At 54.5% G+C, this 23,161-nt stretch carries 16 protein-coding genes; 5 read left to right on the top strand and 11 right to left on the bottom strand.

Annotated features, from left to right (window positions below; all coding sequences use genetic code 11):
* Positions 1 to 53: 53 nt before the first annotated feature.
* The 11 genes from dbpA to CG67_RS13190 all read right to left on the bottom strand — a co-directional run bounded on the left by dbpA (position 54) and on the right by CG67_RS13190 (position 17,413).
* Positions 54 to 1,430 carry an ATP-dependent RNA helicase DbpA gene (gene dbpA, locus CG67_RS13140; protein ID WP_025903404.1) on the bottom strand — a complete coding sequence of 459 codons (1,377 nt, stop codon included), beginning with the start codon at positions 1,428 to 1,430 and terminating at the stop codon, positions 54 to 56.
* Positions 1,431 to 1,642: 212 nt separating this feature from the next.
* Positions 1,643 to 2,554 (bottom strand): lipid kinase YegS, encoded by a 912-nt coding sequence (gene yegS, locus CG67_RS13145; RefSeq protein ID WP_025903405.1) that lies wholly within the window; start codon positions 2,552 to 2,554, stop codon positions 1,643 to 1,645.
* A gap of 223 nt (positions 2,555 to 2,777) precedes the next feature.
* Complete coding sequence (gene yegQ / locus CG67_RS13150) at positions 2,778 to 4,151, bottom strand: tRNA 5-hydroxyuridine modification protein YegQ (RefSeq protein ID WP_025903406.1); 1,374 nt, start codon at positions 4,149 to 4,151, stop codon at positions 2,778 to 2,780.
* A 145-nt stretch (positions 4,152 to 4,296) separates the two neighbouring features.
* The gene (gene baeR, locus CG67_RS13155; protein WP_025903407.1) at positions 4,297 to 5,007 is read right to left on the bottom strand and encodes a two-component system response regulator BaeR; all 711 of its coding nucleotides are present in this window, start codon (positions 5,005 to 5,007) and stop codon (positions 4,297 to 4,299) included.
* Positions 5,004 to 6,398, bottom strand: a complete 1,395-nt coding sequence (gene baeS, locus CG67_RS13160; protein ID WP_025903408.1) for a two-component system sensor histidine kinase BaeS — start codon at positions 6,396 to 6,398, stop codon at positions 5,004 to 5,006. The genes baeR and baeS overlap by 4 nt, the downstream gene beginning before the upstream one ends.
* A complete protein-coding gene (gene mdtD, locus CG67_RS13165) occupies positions 6,395 to 7,828 on the bottom strand; it encodes a multidrug transporter subunit MdtD (RefSeq protein WP_025903409.1) in 1,434 nt (477 codons plus the stop codon). Before mdtD ends, baeS begins: the two co-directional genes overlap by 4 nt.
* Entirely contained in the window at positions 7,828 to 10,896 is a 3,069-nt protein-coding gene (mdtC, locus tag CG67_RS13170; RefSeq protein ID WP_025903410.1) for a multidrug efflux RND transporter permease subunit MdtC, read from the bottom strand. The genes mdtD and mdtC overlap by 1 nt, the downstream gene beginning before the upstream one ends.
* Positions 10,893 to 14,024: an MdtB/MuxB family multidrug efflux RND transporter permease subunit gene (locus CG67_RS13175; protein WP_025903411.1), complete on the bottom strand. Its 3,132-nt coding sequence runs from the start codon at positions 14,022 to 14,024 to the stop codon at positions 10,893 to 10,895. Before CG67_RS13175 ends, mdtC begins: the two co-directional genes overlap by 4 nt.
* Entirely contained in the window at positions 14,024 to 15,196 is a 1,173-nt protein-coding gene (locus CG67_RS13180; RefSeq protein WP_025903412.1) for an MdtA/MuxA family multidrug efflux RND transporter periplasmic adaptor subunit, read from the bottom strand. The genes CG67_RS13175 and CG67_RS13180 overlap by 1 nt, the downstream gene beginning before the upstream one ends.
* Before the next feature lie 164 nt (positions 15,197 to 15,360).
* Positions 15,361 to 16,713 carry a molecular chaperone gene (gene yegD / locus CG67_RS13185; RefSeq protein WP_025903413.1) on the bottom strand — a complete coding sequence of 451 codons (1,353 nt, stop codon included), beginning with the start codon at positions 16,711 to 16,713 and terminating at the stop codon, positions 15,361 to 15,363.
* Between the two features lie 73 nt (positions 16,714 to 16,786).
* Complete coding sequence (locus CG67_RS13190; protein ID WP_025903414.1) at positions 16,787 to 17,413, bottom strand: phosphatase PAP2 family protein; 627 nt, start codon at positions 17,411 to 17,413, stop codon at positions 16,787 to 16,789.
* 254 nt (positions 17,414 to 17,667) lie between these two features.
* Here CG67_RS13190 and udk point away from each other — a divergent pair, with 254 nt between their 5' ends.
* From udk to galE, 5 genes are all read left to right on the top strand, one after another.
* Complete coding sequence (udk, locus tag CG67_RS13195; protein ID WP_025903415.1) at positions 17,668 to 18,309, top strand: uridine kinase; 642 nt, start codon at positions 17,668 to 17,670, stop codon at positions 18,307 to 18,309.
* Positions 18,310 to 18,366: 57 nt separating this feature from the next.
* Positions 18,367 to 18,948: a dCTP deaminase gene (dcd, locus tag CG67_RS13200; RefSeq protein ID WP_025903416.1), complete on the top strand. Its 582-nt coding sequence runs from the start codon at positions 18,367 to 18,369 to the stop codon at positions 18,946 to 18,948.
* A 20-nt stretch (positions 18,949 to 18,968) separates the two neighbouring features.
* Positions 18,969 to 20,768, top strand: coding sequence for an outer membrane assembly protein AsmA (asmA, locus tag CG67_RS13205; protein WP_025903417.1), 1,800 nt, complete (start codon positions 18,969 to 18,971; stop codon positions 20,766 to 20,768).
* A gap of 443 nt (positions 20,769 to 21,211) precedes the next feature.
* Positions 21,212 to 22,108 (top strand): UTP--glucose-1-phosphate uridylyltransferase GalF, encoded by an 897-nt coding sequence (galF, locus tag CG67_RS13210; RefSeq protein WP_025903418.1) that lies wholly within the window; start codon positions 21,212 to 21,214, stop codon positions 22,106 to 22,108.
* 33 nt (positions 22,109 to 22,141) lie between these two features.
* The gene (galE, locus tag CG67_RS13215; RefSeq protein ID WP_025903419.1) at positions 22,142 to 23,155 is read left to right on the top strand and encodes a UDP-glucose 4-epimerase GalE; all 1,014 of its coding nucleotides are present in this window, start codon (positions 22,142 to 22,144) and stop codon (positions 23,153 to 23,155) included.
* Positions 23,156 to 23,161: the final 6 nt, after the last annotated feature.

Below are 23,161 nucleotides of genomic sequence, written 5' to 3' on the forward strand. Positions count from 1 at the left end.
CAGCCGGCAGTGCAGGGGGATCCTGTACTGCCGGTAACGTCAGAGTTGCAGGATCACTTAATCAGACGGGCTTTACAGTTCTTACCCTTAATTTTGACCTGTTGCAGTTGCTTCAGTGCCTTCGCTGCAGAAGCTTTACGGATGGCCACATAAGCGTGGATAGGAAACATATCAATTTTACCGACATCGGCCGCCGTCAGCCCGGCGTCGCCGGTCAGTGCTCCGAGAATATCCCCCGGACGAATTTTTGCCTTACGGCCACCGTCAATACAGAGAGTCATCATTTCGGCATCCAGCGGGACGGCAGAGCGTGGCAGATCTGCGGCGGATAACCATTTTGGTTTCAGGCCGATATAGTCTTCCAGCGCATTGGCCCGCTGAATTTCGGCGGGTGCGACAAAGCTTATGGCCAGGCCCTGCTGTCCGGCACGGGCCGTCCGGCCGATACGGTGCACATGCACTTCCGGGTCAAAAGAGAGCTCATAGTTAACGACCATCTCCAGTTCCCGGATATCCAGCCCGCGGGCGGCGACGTCTGTGGCGACCAGTACCCGGCAGCTATGGTTGGCAAAGCGCACCAGCACCTGGTCACGCTCACGTTGTTCCAGGTCACCGTGCAGTGCCAGCACACTGATTTGCTGAGCAGACAGTTCGTCACAGACTTCCTGACAATCACGTTTGGTATTACAGAACACCACACAGGAAGCCGGCTGATGCTTGCTCAGCAGCGAGCGTAACAGAGATAATTTCCCGCCGCGTGACGTTTCATAAAACTGCTGCTCGATATCCGGCAATGCAGAAACATCCCCGGTCGAGATCGCTATCGGGTCGTGCTGAATACGTGCGCTGATCCGCTCAATATTTTGCGGGTAGGTCGCAGAAAACAGCAGGGTCTGCCGCGTTTTTGGCAGGTGAGAAACAACGTCATCAATGGCATCGGCAAAGCCCATATCCAGCATACGATCAGCTTCATCCAGGACCAGCACTTTGGCGTTTTCAAGACGCAAACTGTTTTTACGCAGATGTTCCTGAATCCGTCCCGGCGTACCTACGACAATGTGGGGCGCATGCGCCAGAGAAGCCAGTTGTGGCCCCATCGGCTGGCCACCGCAAAGAGTCAGAATTTTTATATTCGCAGTAAACCGTGCCAGCCGGCGCAATTCTTTACTGACCTGGTCTGCCAGTTCACGGGTCGGGCAAAGCACCAGTGACTGTGTTGTAAAGTGAGAGACATCAATCTGTTGCAGTAAACCGATACCGAACGCTGCCGTTTTTCCGCTGCCGGTTTTAGCCTGCACACGGACATCGCGGCCCTGCAGGATGACAGGCAGGGCTTCGGCCTGCACCGGCGTCATGGAGGTGTACCCCAGTTCGGTCAGATTATCCAGCTGCGCAGCGGGCAGCGTCAGGGAAGCAAAAGATTGGGTCACAGGCTTTACTCTACTCAGGCATTAAACAGGGGGGCTCAGCGTCTGTCATCGCAGGATCAGCGCTGACAGACGGGCACAAAGAGAGGCTATTGTATCAGAGATACTCCCGTTCGGCAGGAGAATATCATTGACCAGCCGCAGCCAGTCTTTCGCTGAACCGCTGAAGCACGTCCGGGCAAGGCTTGCCGTCGCGATCACGGTTCAGTCAATGATCACTCCGGCGCCGTACCCAGAAGTTCGCTCTCTGCCGGCAGACGGCAATGGATGGCCTGAGGCAGGATCTCCATTCTGAAATGGGTACCGCTCAGTGGCTCTCCGTCCAGATTAAACGTCATTGATTGATGCGCGGTAATTTCCAGTGTCCGGCTACGGGCGCGGAGAATATTGGGGTTATCATCTTCCCGTGTCAGCGTATGCATCAGGGTAGGTAACCATTCGGCAGCGGTAATAATACTGATGTCCATCAGGCCATCATTAATCAGTGCTGCCGGACATAAACGCTGACCTCCGCCAGCCTGACGGCCATTACCAATCCCGATCACCAGAGCATCCCCTTGCCAGTTGAACTCCTCACTGCGGATCTCACAACTGTCGGCCTTCAGGCTGTCGACACGTGACAGGCCATGCAGCAGATAAGATACGCCTCCGAGAGCAGCCTTCAGCCGTGCCGGGGTTTCTGTAGTAATACGGGTTCCGAAACCGCCGGTCGCCATATTGATAAAGTAACGCTTATTATTGACGCGGATGATATCGACCGCAGTGACCGGGCCGTTAACAGCGATGCGCAATGCCTCTGCAGGAGGGAGTGGTATGCCCGCGCTGGTGGCAAAATCATTGGCCGTGCCCAGCGGTAATATGCCAAGGATCGGGCGCTCTGCAGAGGGCAGTCGGGCCAGACCGCTGACAATTTCGTTAATAGTGCCATCACCCCCCCCGGCAATCACGGTATGAACAGATAATTCCCGGGCTTCCTGCAGGTAACGTGCGGCATCCCCTGGCTCCCAGGTGACGCGAACTGCAATAGTGTAGCCTTCGGAACGAAGGTCCTGTATCGCCTGCCGGAGAACATCGTTACCGGCGCTTTTTCCGTTAAGGATCGCCAATACATTGTACGTATTTGCCATCAGTACTTCCTGCTGTTCAAACTAAGATGGGGGAAGGTATAGCATAAAACGGCGTAACATCGCACGGTGAGAAAGGCTGAAAAAGAACACCCGCCAGGGGGGCCGGGCGGGTGAATAAGATGTTGTCTGAGGTTATCAGAGCATCAATACTCTTCGTTATAATGGAGCCATACTAGCGGATAGCCTGCCCCTTCGTTGTGATCGGATTCTCAAACGCGCGCAGTTATACTTTTTCAGTCCCCATAGGGGCCTGAGTGGTGGCGCCCGTCGGTAAATTACGCAGCAGCAGGGCGAAATCCAGTTCGAGCTCCTCCGGGACTTCCAGCCAGACTTTATGGCCGTCGCCCGGGGCGACCTCGACCGGCTGGCCTTTACCGTTTTGCAGGGCCTGTAGCGTAAACGTCAGGTTGCCTGCCGGGGTCATGATTTCTAACGAGTCGTTCAGTAAAAACTTATTTTTAACCGCCACTTCCGCCAGATTTCCCCGGCGCTGACCGGTAAAGTCGCCGACAAACTGCTGGCGATCAGAGGCAGAATACCCCTGCTGATAGTTCTGATAGCTGTCATGGGTATGACGGCGCAGGAAGCCTTCGGTATAACCGCGATGGGCCAGCCCCTCAAGGGTGTTTAACAGATCGGGGTCAAAGGGTTTACCTGCCGCGGCATCATCGATGGCCCGGCGATAGACCTGAGCGGTTCTTGCGCAGTAGTAGAAAGACTTGGTCCGGCCCTCGATTTTCAGTGAGTGCACACCGGCCTGACTCAGCCGCTCTACGTGTGCGACTGCCCGCAGGTCTTTGGAGTTCATGATATACGTACCATGCTCGTCTTCAAACGCACTCATGGGCTCTTCAGGGCGCATTTTTTCACTCAGCAGAAAAACTTTATCGGTGGCAGGGCCTTGTCCGAGTGTCGGTTCGAGGGTGGTCACCGGGATCGGGTCGTATTTTTCTACGATATTCCCGTTCTGGTCTTCTTTCCCTTCCTCGACTTTATAATCCCAGCGGCAGGCATTGGTACAGGTACCCTGATTCGGGTCCCGTTTATTCAGATATCCGGACAGCAGGCAGCGTCCGGAATAGGCCATGCACAGGGCACCATGGACAAAAACCTCAATTTCCATCTCCGGCACCTGCTGACGGATCTCTTCTATCTCTTCCAGAGAGAGTTCGCGCGACAGAATAACGCGGGTCAGCCCCATCTGTTTCCAGAACTTCACGGTGGCCCAGTTGACGGCATTCGCCTGCACGGAAAGATGAACAGGCATCTGCGGGAAGGCTTCTCTGACCAGCATAATCAGCCCCGGATCCGACATAATTAATGCATCCGGTTGCATATCAATGACCGGCTGCAGGTCACGGATAAAAGTCTTCAGCTTGGCATTATGGGGGGCAATGTTGACCACCACGTAAAATTTCTTCCCGAGCTGATGGGCTTCGTTGATCCCCTGTTGCAGGTTTTCATGGCTGAATTCATTGTTACGTACCCGTAAGCTATAGCGTGGCTGGCCGGCGTATACGGCATCTGCACCGTAAGCGAAGGCATAACGCATATTCTTCAGGGTACCTGCGGGGGACAGAAGTTCTGGCTTAAACATGGTCACTCTCATTTCTGATGTCAGGTCAGTGCACTCGGCGAGCGCATCAGGGCTCAGCAAGACAACCCTACAAAAAGAAGGGGATTGTAGTGAGGGAATATCGGGTTGTAAATCTTTCTGTATGAACGGCCGTCTGGCCGCCATCTCAGAGCAGGCGGCTGCGCTGACCTTCCCAGCGGTAACCCAGGCCGTAGACCGCACGGATAAACGTCTGTTCCTGATCCTGTGTTTCCAGTTTACGACGGAGATTTTTTATGTGACTGTCGATGGTCCGGTCGGCCACCACCCGGTAATCGTCATAGAGCAGATCAAGCAGTTGTTCACGGGTGAACACTTTCCCCGGTTCCTGTGACAGAGCCGTCAGTAACCGGAATTCAGCCGGTGTCAGCTCGACAGGTTGACCGTCCCAGCGGGCACGAAATCGCCCTTTATCAATTTCCAGTCGGGCAGAGACCTCGACGGACTCTTCAGCGACGCGCAGACAGCGACGCAGGATAATCTTCACTCTGGCGACCACTTCCCTCGGGCTGAAAGGTTTACAGACATAATCATCCGCACCGATTTCCAGCCCCAGTAAACGGTCTATTTCTTCGCTGCGGGCGGTCAGCATAATCACAGGCAGATCCGAGAACTGGCGAAGTTCGCGACAGACCGACAGTCCGTCTTTGCCCGGCAGCATCAAATCCAGGATCAACAGGTCCGGCGGCGTGGCTTTTACCTGCGGGATCACGTCATCGCCGCGGCTGACGACATGGGTACGGTAACCGGCGGCCTGTAAATAATCGACCAGCAGCATGGCCAGTTTTGGCTCATCCTCAACAATCATCACCCGTGGAGAAAGGGTAGGTTCTGTCATATGTTTTGCTCACCTGTCATCAATGGCAACCTGACGAGGATAGTAACACCTCCGGCCCCGGAATGCTGGCAGTCAATGGTGCCCTGATGTGCGTCTGTGATGGCCCGGCAGATAGCCAGTCCCAGACCGGACCCTCCGCTTGCGCGGTTACGGGAGTCTTCAGCCCGGTAAAACCGGTCAAAAATATGTTGCTGCTGTTCATCACTGATGCCGGGCGCACTATCACTGAAAGATAACTGAAGGTCGTCCTGCCGTTGTTGCAGAGTGACCACCAGGCTGCCGCCGGAACGGGTATAACGCAGGCTGTTCTCCAACAGGTTATGGCATAACTGACTCAGCCTGCCGATGTCACCGACGCAGGGGGCGGTGGGCGGTAACTGAAAGTGCAGCGACAGGCCGGCATCGCGGAATCGCTGTACATAGGTGGCGCAGACACTTTCTGTCAGCTCGCTCAGGCACAGGGGCTGCATCTGATAACGTAGCGCCCCTGCATCAGAAAGTGCCAGTTGATGCAGGTCATCGACCAGTTTTTTCAGGGTCATCACTTCACTTTGTAACGAGGTGACGGCGGCCGGAGTCAGGTGGCGAACCCCGTCCTGGATAGCTTCAAGTTCCCCCTGCAGGATGGCCAGTGGCGTGCGTAGCTCATGGGAGATGTCCGCCATAAACGCCCGGCGATTGGTTTCATTTTTTTCCAGTGACTCAGCCAGTTGATTAAAATCGCGGGCCAGTTGGCCCAGTTCATCATCGCTGGTCACCCTGACCCGGGTTGCCAGTTGACCTGCCGCCAGCTGGTGGGTACCGCTAACCAGCCGTTTCACCGGGGCCAGCAGTTCGCGCGAAAGGCGCCAGGTCACGATGGCAGCCAGCAACGTTGTCAGAGCCGCGATGAGCCAGCTGGCCCGTTTTTGCTGATGGTCAAAGTTGATATCCGTGCTGCGTGTCAGTTGCTCCGGGGGAGAACCAATGACCCAACCGGCTACCCGCCCCTCCGGGGTGGTGATCGGATGTTCAACCCGCTGAACCGGCAGTTTTTTTCGTGGTCCGATCAGCACATGGTATTGACTATCCACAATCCAGAATGGGGTACGCCAGCCAGGCGAGGGGAAGTTATCCCGCGGCTGACTTTGTTCCAGCGAGTGCAGCAGGGTGTAGATGATCCGGTTATTCTTCTGCAGAAAAGTCCAGTTCCCGTGCTGCTGATATTGCTCGGCCAGGGCATCGCTTAACAGGTTCAGGCGTTGTTCATTACTCTCACGGATATAATCGACAAACCCGTGCTCGAAGCTCATACGCATCGCCCAGTGCATGACTACCAGTACCAGCAGACAGCTACCGAAAATAGTCATAAACAGCTTCGCCCGGATGTTCACCCGCCAGTGCAGTTTCATGATTTCCGATGCCCTTTGTTTAACAGCGTATTACGGCTGAGGTCTTCAGGGACGAACCAGAAAACTATGATCGGTAGCCAGAGGAATAATCCGATCAGCAGCCAGGCCATGCTGAATGTCTGACGCAGGGCGGCAGTATCGGCGAGGGCCGCATGCCCTGAGCTTGCCAGCAGTAACCCTGCCAGGGTGACGCCGGTACTCATAGATAACTGCATCACCATCGAAAGCAAACTGTTTCCTGAAGAGGCCAGAGTGTCCGGTAGCTCTTTCAGGGTCAGGGTATTCATGGTCGTAAAACGGACCGAGTTGACGCCACCGAGCAGGAACATGACCAACGGTAATCCTTCAATCCGGTCCAGCCGTAACAAGAGCGGGAACAGCATGACCACCAGTCCCAGTAACAGTGTGGAACTGATCAGCGCACGACGATAACCGACGGTATTGACCAGCCTGACCACCACACGCTTAATCAGCATACTGCCCGCGACCATCGGTATCATCATCAGCCCGGCATGAAACGGGCTGAGACCGAGCGCCAGTTGCAGGAAAAGCGGGATCATAAACGGTAACATGCCACTGCCGGTACGGGCGACCATACTGCCGATTAACCCGATGCGGTACACCGGATTCTTAAATAAATCGAGGCTGAACAGCGCATTATCCCGGTTGAAGGCGTACACAGGGTAAAGCACCAGACAACCTATCCCCGCACTGAGCAGGACGGATAACCAGAGCGTGCGGTCTCCTGTCCATTCGCGGCTTTCCAGTGCCAGTGTCAGCGAAGCCATCGCAATGGCCAGCAGCAGAAACCCCCGGAAATCAAAGCGTCGCCCGGGTAAGCGGTAGTTTGGCAGCAGGCGGAGAGTCGCCCAGGCGCCGATGATCCCGACCGGGATATTGATCAAAAAAATCCAGTGCCAGCTGGTGTATTCCACCAGCAGGCCGCCAAGGGTAGGGCCGGCCAGCGGACCGACCTGGCCCGGTAAGGTCACGAAAGCCATCGCCGCCATATATTGGGCCCGCGGCACAATTTTCATTACCGTCAGCCTGCCGACCGGCACCATCATGGCCCCGCCCATGCCCTGCAGCACCCGCGCCATCACCAGCTGATCCAGCGTGGAGGAGAGGGCACAGCAGACCGAACCCAGCGTGAACAGTACGATAGCACTGCAGAAAATATTTCGTACCCCCAGACGATCCGCAAGCCAGCCGCTTAACGGCAGCATCACTGCGACCGTTAATACATAGGAAACAACCACCATATGCATATTCAGCGGGCTGCTATGCAGGGCCTTTGCCATGGAAGGCAGCGCCGTATTCACAATCGTGGTATCCAGCGATTGCATAAAAAAGCCGATGGCGACGATCCACAACTGCCAGCGCACAGAGGGCGGGGTCGGTGCAGAGGCATTACCGGGTTCTGAGTGCATCACGGTTCTCCTGTGACAGGCCTGCGGCCTTTACTGAGTTTATCCATGAACAGAAATACCACCGGGGTCGTGTACAGCGTCAGTAACTGACTGATAATTAATCCGCCGGCGATGGCTATTCCTAAAGGTTGCCGTAATTCTGCGCCATCTCCGGAGGTAAATACCAGCGGAAGTGCACCAAAAAGTGCCGCCAGGGTAGTCATCAGTATCGGGCGGAAACGCAGCAGACAGGCCTGATAGATAGCCTCGCGTGCAGAGAGCCTGCCTTCCCGCTCTGCGGCCAGCGCAAAATCAATCAGCATAATGGCATTCTTTTTCACTATGCCTATCAGTAGCAGGATACCTAACATCGCAATCAGGCTGAAGGGGGTGCCGGACAGGCGTAAGGCCAGCAAGGCACCCACCCCGGCCGGGGGGAGGGTCGAGAGAATGGTCACCGGATGAATATAGCTTTCATACAGCATGCCGGTCACGATATAGACCGTGGCAATCGCCCCGATAATCAGCCATAGCTGGCTGGACTGGCTGTCACGGAAAAGTTTTGCATCGCCGGCAAACTCGCCGCGAATGGAGGCCGGAACCCCCAGACGAACCATCGTCTGGTCAATGGCCGCGGAAGCCTGCGACAGCGCGACACCGTCGGGCAGGTTAAACGAAAGTGTGGCAGCGGCAGACAGTCCCTGGTGGTTAACCGCGGTCGGTGTATTGCCTGGCGCCCAGTGTGCAATACGTGATAACGGTATCGACTGACCCTGATCATTGATCAGGTACATCTGGTCGAGGGCAGAGGCATTCTGCAGATACCGGGGATCCACCTCCAGGACCACTTTGTACTGATTCATCGGCCGGTAAATAGTGGAGATTTCCCGCTGACCAAAGGCATCATTCAGTAAGGCATTCGCCTGTGCCACGTTAATCCCCAGTCTGGCCATGCTGGCCCGGTCATACACCAGTTGCAGTTCACCCCCGTGGTCTTCCTGGTCTGAACTCACATCGGTCAGTTGCGGCAGATGCCGGAATGCCTCAAGTATTTTAGGGGACCACTGGCGGAGAGCCTGCAGATCATCCGACAGCAATGTGTACTGATAACTGGCGTTCGACGAGCGGCCGCCGGTATGAATATCCTGAACCGGATTCAGGTATAAGCGTGCGCCTGGCTCATTCGCCAGTGCATTTCGCAGCCTGTCGATCACCTGTCGGGCACTGACCTTTCGTTCTGCCAACGGTTTGAGCGAAATATAGAGCGAACCGCTATTGGTACGCATACCCCCGGTAAAACCGGTGACATTATCGACGGCGGGATCCGCACTGACAATGCGCATAAAATCGGCCAGTTTATCGCGCATGGCCTGGAAAGAAATACTCTGGTCAGCCTGGATATTGCCGGAGATACGGCCGGTATCCTGTTCAGGTAAAAACGTCTTCGGAAGGGTGATAAATAATCCGACCGTCAGCGCGACCGTGGCCAGTAATACGCAGAGGGTTGTTTTCGGATGGCGCAGTACGCGGCGTAATGAGCGGGCATAACCGGTCTGAATGCCGTCCATGCCTTTCTGAAACCAGGAACGGCGCCGCGGGGTGTCTGCCGGCGTCAGCTTCAGCAATCTGGCACACATCATCGGGGTCAGGGTCAGGGAAATCACCAAAGAAATCAGGATCGCGACCGACAGGGTAATGGCAAATTCATTGAAAAACCGGCCAATCAGTCCGCCCAGGAACATCAGTGGTAAAAATACCGCGACCAGCGACAGACTCATCGCCAGTACGGTGAACCCGACTTCGCGGATCCCGCGCAGAGCGGCGGCAAAAGGCTTCATGCCGGCTTCCACGTGACGGGCAATATTCTCCAGCACGACAATAGCATCGTCCACCACAAAGCCTGTGGCGATGGTCAGGGCCATCAGTGACAGATTATTCAGGCTGAAACCACAAAGATACATGGCAGAGAAACTGCCAATCAGGGAGACAGGCACCACGATCGCCGGGATCAATGTCGCTCTGGCCGATCCCAGAAACAGGAAGACCACCAGGATCACCAGGGCAATCGCGATAATCAGTGACTGTTCCACTTCATTAAGTGAGGCCCGGATAGTCGGTGAGCGGTCCTGGGCGATACTGAGCTGGATAGCCGCAGGAATTTCCTGGCGCAGTACCGGCAGTCTTTCACGGATACGGTCCACCGTTGAGATAACGTTGGCGTCAGCGGTTTTACGGATCATCATCAGGATCGCCGGTTTTCCGTCGCTCAGACCAATATTACGTATGTCCTGGACATCATTTGTCACGGTCGCAATATCGCCCAGCCGCACGGCGGCCCCGTTGTTGTAGTGAACAATGACCGAACGGTAATGGCTGGCATCATCCAGCACATCATTTGTCGCCAGCTGCCAGCGTTGTTCCCCGTCATCAATAGCCCCGAGCGGCAGGCGCTGGTTTGCTGCGCTGAGCTGGCTGCGGATCTTATCCAGCGAAATGCCCTGACTGAATAATTGCTGCGGGTTAACATCGACACGCACGGCAGGGAGGGATCCGCCGCCGATGGTGACATCGCCGACGCCGTCTATCTGGGAAATCGTTTGTGCCAGACGGGTGGTGGCATAATCGTATAGCTGGCCCCGGGAATAGGTATCTGAGGTCAGTGTCAGGATCATAACCGGTGCATCGGACGGGTTGGCTTTACGGTAGGTCGGGCGTGACGACATACCGCTTGGCAACAGACTTTGGGCAGTATTCAGTGCGGCCTGGACATCGCGGGCAGCGCCGTTAATATCCCGGTTAAGATCAAAAATCAGGATAATACGGGTCGTCCCCAGCGTACTGGTGGAGGTCATTTCGCTGATACCGGAAATCCGGCCCAGAGAGCGCTCCAGTGGCGTGGCCACGGAGGCCGCCATCGTCTCTGCCGAGGCCCCTGACATACTGGCCGAGACCACTACGGCAGGAAAATCCACCTGCGGTAAGGCCGCGACCGGCAGTAAACGAAAGCCAAGGACACCCGCCAGCACGATCGCCAGCGAAAACAGCAGGGTGCCGACCGGGCGGTGAATAAACAGGTCCAGCGCCTTCACAATGACAGATCCTGTGCTGAGCCGATGTTCTGTTTACGTCTCAGTTTTTTCGACAGGCTGTCAAACAGCAGGTAGATCACCGGGGTGGTAAACAGTGTCAGCACCTGACTGACAATCAGGCCACCGACCATTGAGATCCCCAGAGGCCTGCGTAACTCTGCGCCGACACCGGTACTCAGCATCAGAGGGAGCGCCCCGAGCAGGGCTGCCATGGTCGTCATCAGAATAGGGCGGAAACGTAGCAGGCAGGCCCGGAAGATGGCTTCCTCCGGCGACATACCCTCATTCCGCTCGGCAGATAAGGCGAAGTCAATCATCATAATGGCATTTTTCTTCACAATACCGATCAGCAGAATAATACCGATAATGGCAATAATATCGAGTTCATGCCCTGAAATCTGTAAGGCCAGCAATGCACCCACGCCGGCACCCGGCAGGGTCGACAGAATGGTGACCGGATGGATAAAGCTTTCATACAGGATCCCCAGCACGATATACATGGCGATGATGGCGGCTATCACCAGCCAGACGGTACTGCTGAGGGCTGCCCGGAAGGCGAGGGCACTGCCTTCGAAGCGGGTCATCATATCTGCAGGTAAATTCAGCGACTGTTCAATGTGCGTAATCGCATCCACGGCGTCTCCCAGTGAATGACCCTCAGCAATATCAAACGATATTGTCGCCGAAGGGAACTGATCCAGATGGTTAACGGTCAGCAGCGTGTGGCGCTGTTCAATACTGGCAATGGAGGTCAGCGGAAGGGTGCCGCCTTCACTGGTGGTCAGGCGGATATTCTGCAGAGCACTGAGTCCCCCGCTGGCTGGCATAGGCTGGCCCAGCACCACGCGGTACTGGTTGGACTGAGTATAAATGGTCGAGATCAGCCGTTGTCCGAAAGCATCGTACAGTGCGTTGTCGATATCTGACATAGAAATACCCAGCCGGCTGGCGGTATCCCTGTCGACACGAATATAGGCCTCATTCCCCTGGTCCTGCCAGTCACTGCTGACACTCCGTAATTGCGGTGCCTGTTGTAACCGTGAAACCAGCCGCGGGATCCATAAAGCCAGCTCTGATTGTGACGGTGACTGCAGAGTGAACTGATAAGGCGTCCGGCTGGCGGATGTATCAATGGTCAGGTCCTGTACTGCCTGCATCCATAGCTGAATGCCGGGCAGCTGACTCACCGCGTGCTGTAAACGGTTCTCTATGGCAGGGATCCGCTCGCTACGCTGAGAGAGCGGTTTCAGCGTGATCTGTAAGCGTGCGGAATTCAGCGCAGTATTCGTCCCGTCGACACCGACAAACGAGGTGACATTCGACACATCCGGGTCTTTCTGAATGATGGCGGCCACCTGACGTGTACGATCGGCCATTCCCTGCCAGGAGACGGACTGAGGCCCCTGCAGAGTTGCCTGAATCAGGCCATTGTCCTGGGCCGGGAAGAAGCCTTTCGGGATCCCCATCCACAGCAGAACCGTCAGTATCAGGGTGCCGACAGCTACCCCCAGCGTCAGCCAGCGGTGACGCAATACCCGCGTCAGCAGACGCCCGTAACCGGCCACTGTCCGTTCAAACAGGGCCTCACAGGCCAGAGAAAAACGATTTTGCTGGTGATGGGTTCCCCCTTTCAGCATCCTGGCACACATCATCGGAGTCAGGGTAAGTGAGACCAGGGCCGAGATTAAAATGGAAACGGCCAGAGTCACTGCAAATTCACGGAACAGGCGGCCGACCACATCCCCCATAAATAACAGCGGGATCAGCACCGCTATCAGTGAAATGGTCAGTGAAATGATTGTGAAGCCGATTTCTGAAGCCCCTTTCAGGGCGGCCTGTAGCGGAGAGAGGCCATTTTCGATATGGCGTGATATGTTTTCGATCACGACAATCGCGTCATCCACCACAAAACCTGTCGCAATAGTGAGTGCCATTAGCGTCAGATTGTTCACTGAAAAGCCCAGCATATAAATGACGGCAAAAGTGCCGATCAGCGACAATGGCACAGCCACGGCAGGGATAATGGTGGCAGGAATATTCCTCAGGAAAAGGTAGATAATCATCACCACCAGGGCGATCGCCAGCATCAGTTCAGACTGAGTATCACTGACGGAGGCGCGGATATTCTGCGTACGATCACTGACCAGCTGAAGCTTCACTGAGGCCGGCAGGCTGCTTTGCAGAGAGGGGAGCAGGGCACGAATATTGTCAGCGGTGGCTATAATATTCGCCCCGGGCTGGCGCAATACATTCATCACTATCGCGCCCTGACCATTATTCCAGGCACCAAGCCACTGATTTTCAGCCCCTTGCGTGACGGTGGCAACATCGCCCAGACGGACAGGGGCATTATTCCGGTAACTGATAATCAGCTGCCGATAGTCTTCGGCATTTTTCAACTGGTCGTTCGCGGAGAGCGTTAGTGAACGTTCCGGACCATCAAGGCTGCCTTTGGGAGTATTCACATTGGCAGCACCGATAGCGGTACGGATATCTTCACTGGTTAATCCCAGTGCAGCGAGTGCCGGGGCATTCAGACTGATGCGGATAGCCGGTCGTTGCCCCCCGGCCAGAGTCACCATACCGACGCCAGTAACCTGGGAGATCTTTTGGGCAATACGGGTTTCTACCAGGTCTTCAACCTGCGTCAGTGGCAGACTTTGGGTGGTCACGGCCAGAGTCATAATCGGCGGGTCCGCCGGGTTGACCTTGTTATACACCGGCGGATCAGGTAAGTCATCAGGCAGGTAATTCATCGAGGCGTTAATGGCAGCCTGAACTTCCTGTTCAGCAATATCCAGCGGCAGGGAGAGCTGAAATTGCAGGGTGATCACGGAGGCGCCGGCGGAACTGGCGGACGCCATCTGTTTCAGCCCGGACATCTGCCCGAGCTGACGTTCCAGCGGGGCGGTAACCGACGTTGTCATCACTTCTGCACTGGCTCCGGGATAGCCTGTGACCACCTGGATGGTCGGGTAATCCACTTCCGGCAGGGCGGACACCGGTAAAAAGCGATAACCCATGATACCTGCCAGCACAATGGCTACCATCAACAGGGTTGTGGCGACAGGGCGCAGGATAAAACGACGTGAAGGCCCTCCGCCCGGGAGCCCGGAGTAGGTATTCATCAGGTGGCGTCCCCGGTGTTTTCTGCCGTTGCCGGGGTGACGATGTTGACGGCGGTGCCTTCATTCAGACGATCGAGGCCATCAGTCACTACGCGGTCCCCCGCCTGTAAACCACTATCGATTACCTGTAACGCGCCCTGCTGCGGTCCCGTGGTCACGGAGGCTCTGCGCACTTTATTTTGCGGCCCGACCACCCAGACAAAGTAACCTTTGGTATTCATCTGTAATGCCGCGACAGGGATGACTAACGCATTCTTCAGGGTGTTGACCCGCAGGCGGATATTGACAAACTGGTTCGGGAACAGCTGATTATTCTGATTGGTAAACCGGGCTTTTAGTTTCAGGGTACCGGTACTGCTGTCTATCTGGTTGTCCAGACTCAGCAGGGAGCCTTCCGCCAGCAGGCGGGTATCGGTACGGTCACGGGCCTCTGCGGGCAGTGGCTGCCCCTGTTTTTGTGCCTGAACAATGCGGTCAATATCGCCTTCCTGAACCGTGAAAATCACATCTGCCGGGTGGGTCTGTGTGATCACGACGATGCCATTGGTATCCCCGGCGGTAATGTAGTTACCGGCATCCACCTGTTTCAGACCGACAATGCCACTAATAGGCGCGGTGATTTGGCTGTACGTCAGGTTCAGGCGGGCACTCTCAACGGATGCCTGATCACTTTTGACGGTTCCCTCGGTTTCGCTGACCAGTGCCTGCTGATTATCCAGTTCCTGGCGCGCGACCAGTCCTGTCGCCGACAGTTTCTGGTAACGTCGCAGGTCGGCACGGGCATTAGCCAGCGTCGCCTGGTCTTTCGCCAGCTGGCCTTCGGCCTGTAACAGAGCAACACGAAAAGGACGGGGGTCAATCTCAGCCAGTAATTGCCCGGCAGTGACCGGCTGACCTTCATGAAAATGCAGAGACATCAGTTGCCCGTCGACACGGCTGCGGACGGTGACGGTTGAAGAGGCTGTCACGGTGCCGAGAGCGGAAATATATTGCGGGACGGTCATCACCTTAACTTCAGCCACCTGAACCGGCGGGGTGGAAGAAGCCGTACGTCGGGCAGGAGAGGCGGCCTTAGCGCTCTCCGTCTGCCAGAAATACATACCGGCCAGTACGGCAATGATCACAACACAAAAAATAAGAAAGAGACGAGTGACTCGAAGTTTTGCTTTCATGCTTAATTATGCTCTCCCGCATCATTAAATCAGGCAATATCCGCACGTTGGCCTGTCAGTATAACGATAAATCAGCAGGGAAAGTTGAAGGAAATAAGGAAATGCATCGCAGAAAGGAATAAAAGCGCTTCACGGTGCCGGGAGGAACCGGCACCGGACAAGTATTAACTGAACAAGGTTTTCGCCCAGCGGGTCAGACCGAGTGTCACCGAGCCGAAGTCATCGCCGCTGGCCAACGGGATGCCCGGCAGAACGCGGCTGATGGCCTCACGTAATAACGGAGAGCGGGCACTGCCCCCGGTCAGATAGATGACGTCCGGCCGGGTGGATGATTCGGCCATCACGCCGGAAATCTGCCGGATCATCTTCTCCAGCGGTTGTGCAATGGCGTCTTCCATTTGTTGCACTTCCAGTGCGGCAGCCAGCCCTGCATCGATATAGTCCAGTGGAACTGTGGTTTCCGGGGTTTTGGACAGGCGGATTTTACTCTCCTCCGCACTGCGGACCAGCTGATAACTCTGCTTATTTTTCCAGACATTCAGCAGGCGGGTGACTAAATCCGCATGCTCAGCATCTTTCACCATCTGGCGGAGTAACTGACCGCACTCGCCGGAGTAGAACTGACTTTGTGCATTGACATCATTGATGGCCACCGCATTCCACCAGGGGAGTGCCGGCAGGGCCGTGCCTTTACGGGCACTGCCCCCCAGCCCCAGTAATGGCATCAGCGTTTTAAAGGCCAGCATGATATCCAGATCATTTCCGCCGACACGACAGCCGCTGTGGCCGAGCAGGCTATCCACACGGTCGGCTTTATGCTGCCACGCAGGCCCCATCAGTAACAGAGAACAGTCGGTCGTACCTCCGCCGATATCCACCACCAGCACCCGGGTTTCACGGGTGAGTGTGGATTCAAATTCCAGCCCTGCCGCCACCGGTTCATACTGAAATTCTATTTCACGGAAACCGGCACGTTGCGCGGCGCGTAACAGGATATTTTGTGCCTGAGCGTTGGCTTCACTGCCGCCGTTGCCCTGGAAGTTGACCGGGCGGCCAATGACCGTATGGGTGATGGCTTGTTCGGTTTGCTGTTCTGCCTGCTGACGGATATGCAGCATCATGGCACAGACCAGATCTTCAAAGAAGGCAACCTGCTGAGCCTTCAGACCCGGGGCACCGAGAAAGGACTTAGGCGACTTGACGAACCAGACATCTTCCGGGTCCGCAATATAGTTTTCCAGCGCCTGTAGCCCGAAACTGACGCCCTGCGGGGTGACCGGAATATCTTCTTCCCGGTTAAGACGCAAAGAATACTGCAACAGGGCTTTATTTTCCGGGAGCGGGAAATCAACATTGTGGCAGCGATAGAGCCATTCACTGGGGACAGTTCGCAGCGGCGCAGAGATCATCGAAGGGAGCAGCGCAGAGGAATTTTCGAGCAACAGTTGCCGGAAATTCCCGTTATCTTCTGTCGCTACTGAACAGTTAGCTGTACCGTAATCAAAACCAATAAACATGTCTGCGCCCCCGGAGAGTCAAAAAAAGGGGGCGACTTTACCCTGTTATCGTGATGCCGTAAATGGCGGACCACTAATTGGCATGACCGGCATGCAGCAGTTGGGCACGGGTATAGGGTTTTTCGATACCGGCCAGGCGTGCGGACAGGACAGACAGGAACTGCTGTGTGGCGGCAGGCTGACCGGTGAAGATGATCACCGCGGGCAGGGCCGCAAAGGCTGCCAGTTGCAACAGGCTGACTTTATTAAGCCGCGTATGACGCTGTATCAACAGGTATCCGGTACTCAGGATAGCCCCCAGCGTCGCACCGCTTATCACCTCGCTGGGTGAATGCGCATGGAGTTGCAGGCGGGAATAGCCGACCGCCAGGGGTAACAGATAGCCGAACGTGATCAGTGTCCGTCGCAGCCAGGGCTGGCGGCCCCCGGAGATCATCCACATCAGTACCGGCCAGAGCACGGAGGACATCGTGGTATGTCCGCTGAACCCCGTAAAATTCAATGACTGACTGCCGAGGAAAAATCCCAGAAACATGACTTTCGAAATACTGACCAGCCCCCCGGCAATCCCGAAACTCAGTAGCCAGCCGAAGGCGGTTTGCCAGCGCTGACTTTTCCAGAATAAAAAGAGTGCAAGCAGCAGGGCGGTAGGCAGTAACAGCATACTATCGCCAAAATAGGTCAGATTCTTCCAGTACATGGTTTTCCGGTCAACAGGGCAACGGGCGGATAAAGGATCCGGCAGAGAAATGCGCCATTATAAAGCTGGCGGAGCAGTATACATAACTTTCTCTGAAGCGCCTATGGGCAGATGTCTGAAGATAAACCACGCTTTTCTCTGGCATCAACGGGATGAAATCCCTATAATCGCCGCCGTAAACCCTCTCATTCTGCCAGTATCCCCGGTCGTTAACCGGAAATGATACCGGCTTCAGTTTCAGGTCTTTAAAACGTATGACTGACTCGTCCCATCAGTGCGTAATTGTGGGTATTGCCGGCGCTTCTGCTTCAGGCAAAAGTTTGATTGCCAGCACGCTCTATCGTGAAATTCGTGACCAGGTAGGTGACGAACATATTGGTGTTATTCCCGAAGATAGTTATTACCGGGATCAAAGCCATCTCACCATGGAAGAGAGAATTAAAACGAATTATGACCATCCTAATGCGATGGATCATGATTTATTATTGTCGCATTTACAGGCAATTAAAGCAGGTCATGCGATCGATCTCCCGGTTTACAGCTACTCTGAACATACACGGATGAAAGAAACCCGTAAGCTGGAACCTAAGAAGGTGATTATCCTGGAAGGCATTTTGTTGCTGACAGATGCCCGGTTACGCGGCGAACTTAATTTTTCTATTTTCGTTGATACGCCGCTGGATATCTGCCTGATGCGCAGGATGAAACGGGATGTTAATGAACGGGGTCGTTCGATGGATTCCGTGATGACCCAGTATCAGAAAACAGTGCGTCCGATGTTTTTGCAGTTTATTGAACCGTCAAAACAATATGCGGACATTATCGTGCCGCGCGGTGGCAAAAACCGTATCGCTATCGATATTCTTAAAGCGAAGATCAATCAGTTTTTTGAATAAAGAGTTCACCGGGAAGGCTTGCCTTCCCTGTTTTGTCAGTGAAATGGAGTTATCTGCATGAGATTGTGTGACCGTGACATAGAAAGCTGGCTGGATGACGGCCGGCTTGAAATATCACCTCGTCCTCCTGTCGAACGTATTAACGGAGCCACCGTGGATGTGCGTCTGGGCAATCAGTTCCGGACTTTCCGTGGACATACTGCGGCGTTTATCGACCTCAGTGGCCCGAAAGATGAAGTCAGTGCAGCGCTGGACCGCGTGATGAGCGAAGAGATTATTCTGCCTGAGGGCGAAGCCTTTTTCCTGCACCCGGGCGAACTGGCTCTGGCGGTCACGCTGGAATCCGTGACTTTACCGGCGGACCTGGTTGGTTGGCTGGACGGTCGTTCATCACTGGCTCGTCTGGGGTTGATGGTGCATGTGACGGCGCATCGCATCGACCCGGGCTGGAAAGGCCGGATTGTGCTGGAATTCTTCAACTCCGGCAAATTGCCATTAGCGCTGCGGCCCGGTATGTTGATAGGAGCACTAAGCTTTGAACCGTTATCCGGTCCGGCAGAGCGCCCTTACAATCGCCGCCAGGATGCAAAATATCGTGATCAGCAGGGTGCTGTAGCCAGCAGGATTGATAAAGACTAGCGAAATACACCGGGGATGGTATGAGAAGACTGATAACCACACTGGCCATTCTGCTCGTGGTCGTTGTTGCAGGAATGACAGCACTCGTGATGCTGGTCAATCCGAACGATTTTCGTGGCTACATGGTACAGCAGGTGGCAAAACGCAGTGGTTATCAGTTACAGTTATCCGGCAATTTACGCTGGCATGTCTGGCCGCGACTGAGCATTCTCAGTGATCAGGTCACCCTGACGGCCCCGGGGGCCAGTGTTCCGGCCGTCAGCGCCGGCAATATGCGCCTGGATGTCGAATTATTCCCGCTTTTATCTCATCAGCTTAAAGTCAGCCAGGTTCTGCTGAAAAACGCGATCATTCGTGATATCCCTGCGGCCGGAAGTGAACGTCCGCCGGGGGCGCCGGTGGCGCCGGAGGAGGATCCCAATACTGCCTCGCTGACCCGTGGCTGGAGTTTTGATATTGCGCAGCTGAATATCGCTGACAGTCTGTTTATCTGGCAGGATGCTCAGGGTAATCAGATCAACTTCCGTAATCTTAATCTGAGTATCCGCCAGGACCCGGTGAAACAGGGCGAGTTTGAATTAAGTACCCGTGTCTCACGTAATCAACAGAACCTGCTATTAAATATTCAGGGCCACCTGGATGCCAGCCAGTACCCGCAACAGCTGTCATTACAGGTCAGTCAGGCTGCATATCAGGCCTCTGGCGTTGAACTGCCAGTCGGCGGAATTAACGGTCAGGCGGAATTCAGCGTCAGCTGGCAACCTGCCGCTCAGCATTTCCGGCTCTCCGGGCTGAAGTTGCAGGCCAATAATAGTGATTTCCACGGTGAGATTGCCGGGCAATTACTGCCAGCCCCTTCATTGCACGCACAACTGACCTCCGTGAATATCGACTTTGATCATCTGCTTGCCTCCGATGGAAATTCCGGAAGTCACACGGTAGTGCGGTCTGTCAGCGCCCCGGTCATCGCCGACCGGGATGATTTACCCCTGCAGGATAGCTGGTTACGCACCGCTGATATGGATATCAGTCTTCGTTCGCAGAATGCCCTCTGGCGTGGATTACAGCTAAAAAATCTGTCACTTCAGGCGACCAGCACCGGCGGCATCACGCGGATGACTCTGCTTGACGGGCAGTTGGGTGAAGGCCATTTTTCATTGCCGGGTCAGGTAGACTGGCGTAGCGCGTTACCGCAAGTGAGCCTGCGGCCACAATTGCAGGATATCAGCCTGCAGCCGGTATTATCTCTCCTCCGGCTCCCTCCGGCATTGAGTGGGGACCTGACACTGCAAGGAGAGTTCAGTGGTAACGGCTTTACTCACGAGGATATTCTGACCGGATGGCAGGGGCAGGCCAGTATTCGTGTGACACATCCGAATACCGGTGCATTTAACCTGCAGCAGATGGTCAGTGATGCCGTGGCTGTCAGCAGTGACCGGGTGAAATATCAGCCAGAGCAGACGCCGGTGATGCCTTCCCTCGACGGTAATTTCCGCCTGACTCCGGGGGTATTACGCTTTGCATCCCTGAAAGGTGAGGGGAATGGGGTACAGATAGATGCAGCCGGAGATGTGGATTTTCGTCAGCGCTCTATGGATGTTACCTTTAATTTACTGATGACAAACTGGAAAGGGGACAGCCGGCTGGTACATCTGCTTTCAGGCCAAATCATTCCGGTACGTTTCTACGGCCCGTGGGATAAGCTGAGTTATTCGTTACCGATCACCCGTGTGCTGAACGGTGATTTCCGGAATGAATTGAAAAGCCGCTTTCATCAGTGGCAGGCGCAGACTCCGGATAAGCACCCGGCTCACCACTAGTCTTTCCTGCCCCCGGACATTAAAGGCCGGGGGCGTCAGCGTGAGTTCCAGGTACCTTTGCTATCCTAACCGACTTATCGTCCGTGCCGTGGTCTGTGGCAGACCCGGCTATTGGCAGACGGTCCGCTTTTCATCCTTGCTGACATACCGGTGAGTATCGGCAGTTATCTGTCCTTATCGGCGTGCTCATTACTATAGTGAGTAAATAAATCCAGCAATGAAATCCGACAGTCAGACAATGATCAGAAAATGACAATTTTTTGACCTGATTTAAGACTTATTATCCGAAAAGCTACTATGATAGGCAGCACTTTAGTCCTCTCAGACCTGACTGGCCGCAGGAAAAAAGTGTGACGCAGCCTAAATTCAGAGAATGCTTATGCTGCCTGTCACTGCTTTTCACTCATACTGCCGGGACTGATTTTTTTAAAAACGGAATGTTTATGACCAAATTAAAAGCAGTCATTCCTGTTGCAGGGTTAGGTATGCATTTATTACCGGCAACGAAAGCGATCCCTAAAGAAATGTTGCCGATTGTCGATAAGCCGATGATCCAATACATCATTGATGAGTGTGCGACCGCAGGGATTAAAGAAATCGTTCTTGTCACACATGCCTCAAAGAATGCGGTTGAAAACCACTTTGATACCACCTATGAACTCGAAGCCCTGCTTGAACAGCGGGTTAAACGTCAGTTACTCAGCGAAGTTCAGTCCATATGCCCTCCCGGGGTGACTATTATGAATGTCCGCCAGTCACAGCCTTTGGGGCTGGGACATGCGGTGCTCAGTGCCAGACCGATGATTGGTGACAACCCTTTTGTCGTAGTGCTGCCGGATATTGTGCTGGATGAATCGAGTGCCGATCACTTACGTTATAATCTGGCCGCCATGATCAACCGGTTTGAAGAGACCGGTCGTAGCCAGGTGCTGAGTAAGCACATGCCTGAGGAAGATCTGAGCGAATATTCGATTATTACTACGCGTGAGCCGCTGGAAAACCCGGGCGATACCAGCCGCATTGAAATGTTCGTCGAGAAACCTGAAAAAGAGGCGCTGCCGGATTCTGATCTTGCGGCGGTAGGCCGTTATGTATTGTCTGCAGATATCTGGAAAGAACTCGAAAATACCGAAGCAGGTGCCTGGGGAAGAATACAGCTAACGGATGCCATCGCCAGCCTCAATAAAAAACATCCGGTGGATACTATGTTGCTGACCGGTATTGATTATAATTGTGGTCGTAAACTCGGCTATATGCAGGCTTTTGTCAGCTATGGCCTGCGAAATCCGTCTCAGGGACAGGAGTTTCGTGAGACTCTTAGGGAAATCATTGCGAAATAATGACGGATAAAATTTTAAGATACGGAGTCTGATATGTCTGTTTTAGTGACGGGGGGAGCAGGGTACATTGGTTCCCACACGGTACTGGCGCTCCTTGAACGCGGAGATGAGGTTGTTGTCCTGGATAACCTCTGTAATGCCTCTGAAGAATCACTGCGACGCGTGGCCACTTTAGCGGGGAAAGCCCCTGTATTTATACAGGGGGACATCCGTGATCGCCAATGCCTGAAAAAGTTATTTGCAGAACATCAGGTGACTGAGGTTATTCACTTCGCTGCGCTGAAAGCGGTAGGTGAATCGACACGTATGCCTCTGGAATATTATGAAAATAATGTTGCCGGTACCGTTATTCTGCTGGAAGAAATGCGTGAAGCCGGCATAGGGAACTTTATTTTCAGTTCTTCAGCGACGGTTTACGGTGAAAATGCACCGGTGCCTTATGTGGAAACCACCCCGATAGGGGGGACGACCAGCCCTTACGGAACATCGAAACTAATGATTGAGCAGGTTATGCAGGATTTCGCTCGTGCGGATGAACGCTTCAATGCTATTGCTCTGCGTTATTTCAATCCGGTAGGAGCACATCATTCGGGTGAGATCGGTGAAGATCCTGCCGGTATCCCGAATAACCTGCTGCCTTATATTGCTCAGGTCGCCATCGGTAAACTGGAAAAACTGGGTGTTTTCGGTGATGACTACAATACACCGGATGGCACCTGCCAGCGGGATTATATCCATGTGGTCGATCTCGCAGAGGGGCACCTGAAAGCCCTGGATCATCTTAAGAAAGGCCATGGTTGCCGTGCTTATAATCTGGGGGCGGGTAAAGGGTATTCCGTACTGGAAATGATCAAAGCCTTTGAGAAAGCATGTGGCAAGGAGATCCCGTTTGAGATTAAACCCCGCCGCAGTGGTGATTTGCCGGCCTTCTGGGCCGATCCCTCACTGGCGGAGAAAGAGCTGGGATGGACAGTCACCCGCGGGATTGACGAAATGATGCGCGATACCTGGCGCTGGCAGAGTAAAAATCCGAACGGATATCGGTAATACTGA

It is taken from the genome of Tatumella sp. UCD-D_suzukii (assembly GCF_000611875.2).
GTDB classification, from domain to species: domain Bacteria; phylum Pseudomonadota; class Gammaproteobacteria; order Enterobacterales; family Enterobacteriaceae; genus Tatumella; species Tatumella ptyseos.

Coding starts and splice junctions, on each gene's coding strand:
- baeR (WP_025903407.1), bottom strand. CDS start 5,007: ATGACAGAACCTACCCTTTCTCCACGGGTGATGATTGTTGAGGATGAG.
- CG67_RS13175 (WP_025903411.1), bottom strand. CDS start 14,024: ATGAATACCTACTCCGGGCTCCCGGGCGGAGGGCCTTCACGTCGTTTT.
- galE (WP_025903419.1), top strand. CDS start 22,142: ATGTCTGTTTTAGTGACGGGGGGAGCAGGGTACATTGGTTCCCACACG.
- udk (WP_025903415.1), top strand. CDS start 17,668: ATGACTGACTCGTCCCATCAGTGCGTAATTGTGGGTATTGCCGGCGCT.
- baeS (WP_025903408.1), bottom strand. CDS start 6,398: ATGAAACTGCACTGGCGGGTGAACATCCGGGCGAAGCTGTTTATGACT.
- yegQ (WP_025903406.1), bottom strand. CDS start 4,151: ATGTTTAAGCCAGAACTTCTGTCCCCCGCAGGTACCCTGAAGAATATG.
- galF (WP_025903418.1), top strand. CDS start 21,212: ATGACCAAATTAAAAGCAGTCATTCCTGTTGCAGGGTTAGGTATGCAT.
- CG67_RS13190 (WP_025903414.1), bottom strand. CDS start 17,413: ATGTACTGGAAGAATCTGACCTATTTTGGCGATAGTATGCTGTTACTG.
- CG67_RS13180 (WP_025903412.1), bottom strand. CDS start 15,196: ATGAAAGCAAAACTTCGAGTCACTCGTCTCTTTCTTATTTTTTGTGTT.
- asmA (WP_025903417.1), top strand. CDS start 18,969: ATGAGAAGACTGATAACCACACTGGCCATTCTGCTCGTGGTCGTTGTT.
- mdtD (WP_025903409.1), bottom strand. CDS start 7,828: ATGCACTCAGAACCCGGTAATGCCTCTGCACCGACCCCGCCCTCTGTG.
- dcd (WP_025903416.1), top strand. CDS start 18,367: ATGAGATTGTGTGACCGTGACATAGAAAGCTGGCTGGATGACGGCCGG.
- yegD (WP_025903413.1), bottom strand. CDS start 16,713: ATGTTTATTGGTTTTGATTACGGTACAGCTAACTGTTCAGTAGCGACA.
- yegS (WP_025903405.1), bottom strand. CDS start 2,554: ATGGCAAATACGTACAATGTATTGGCGATCCTTAACGGAAAAAGCGCC.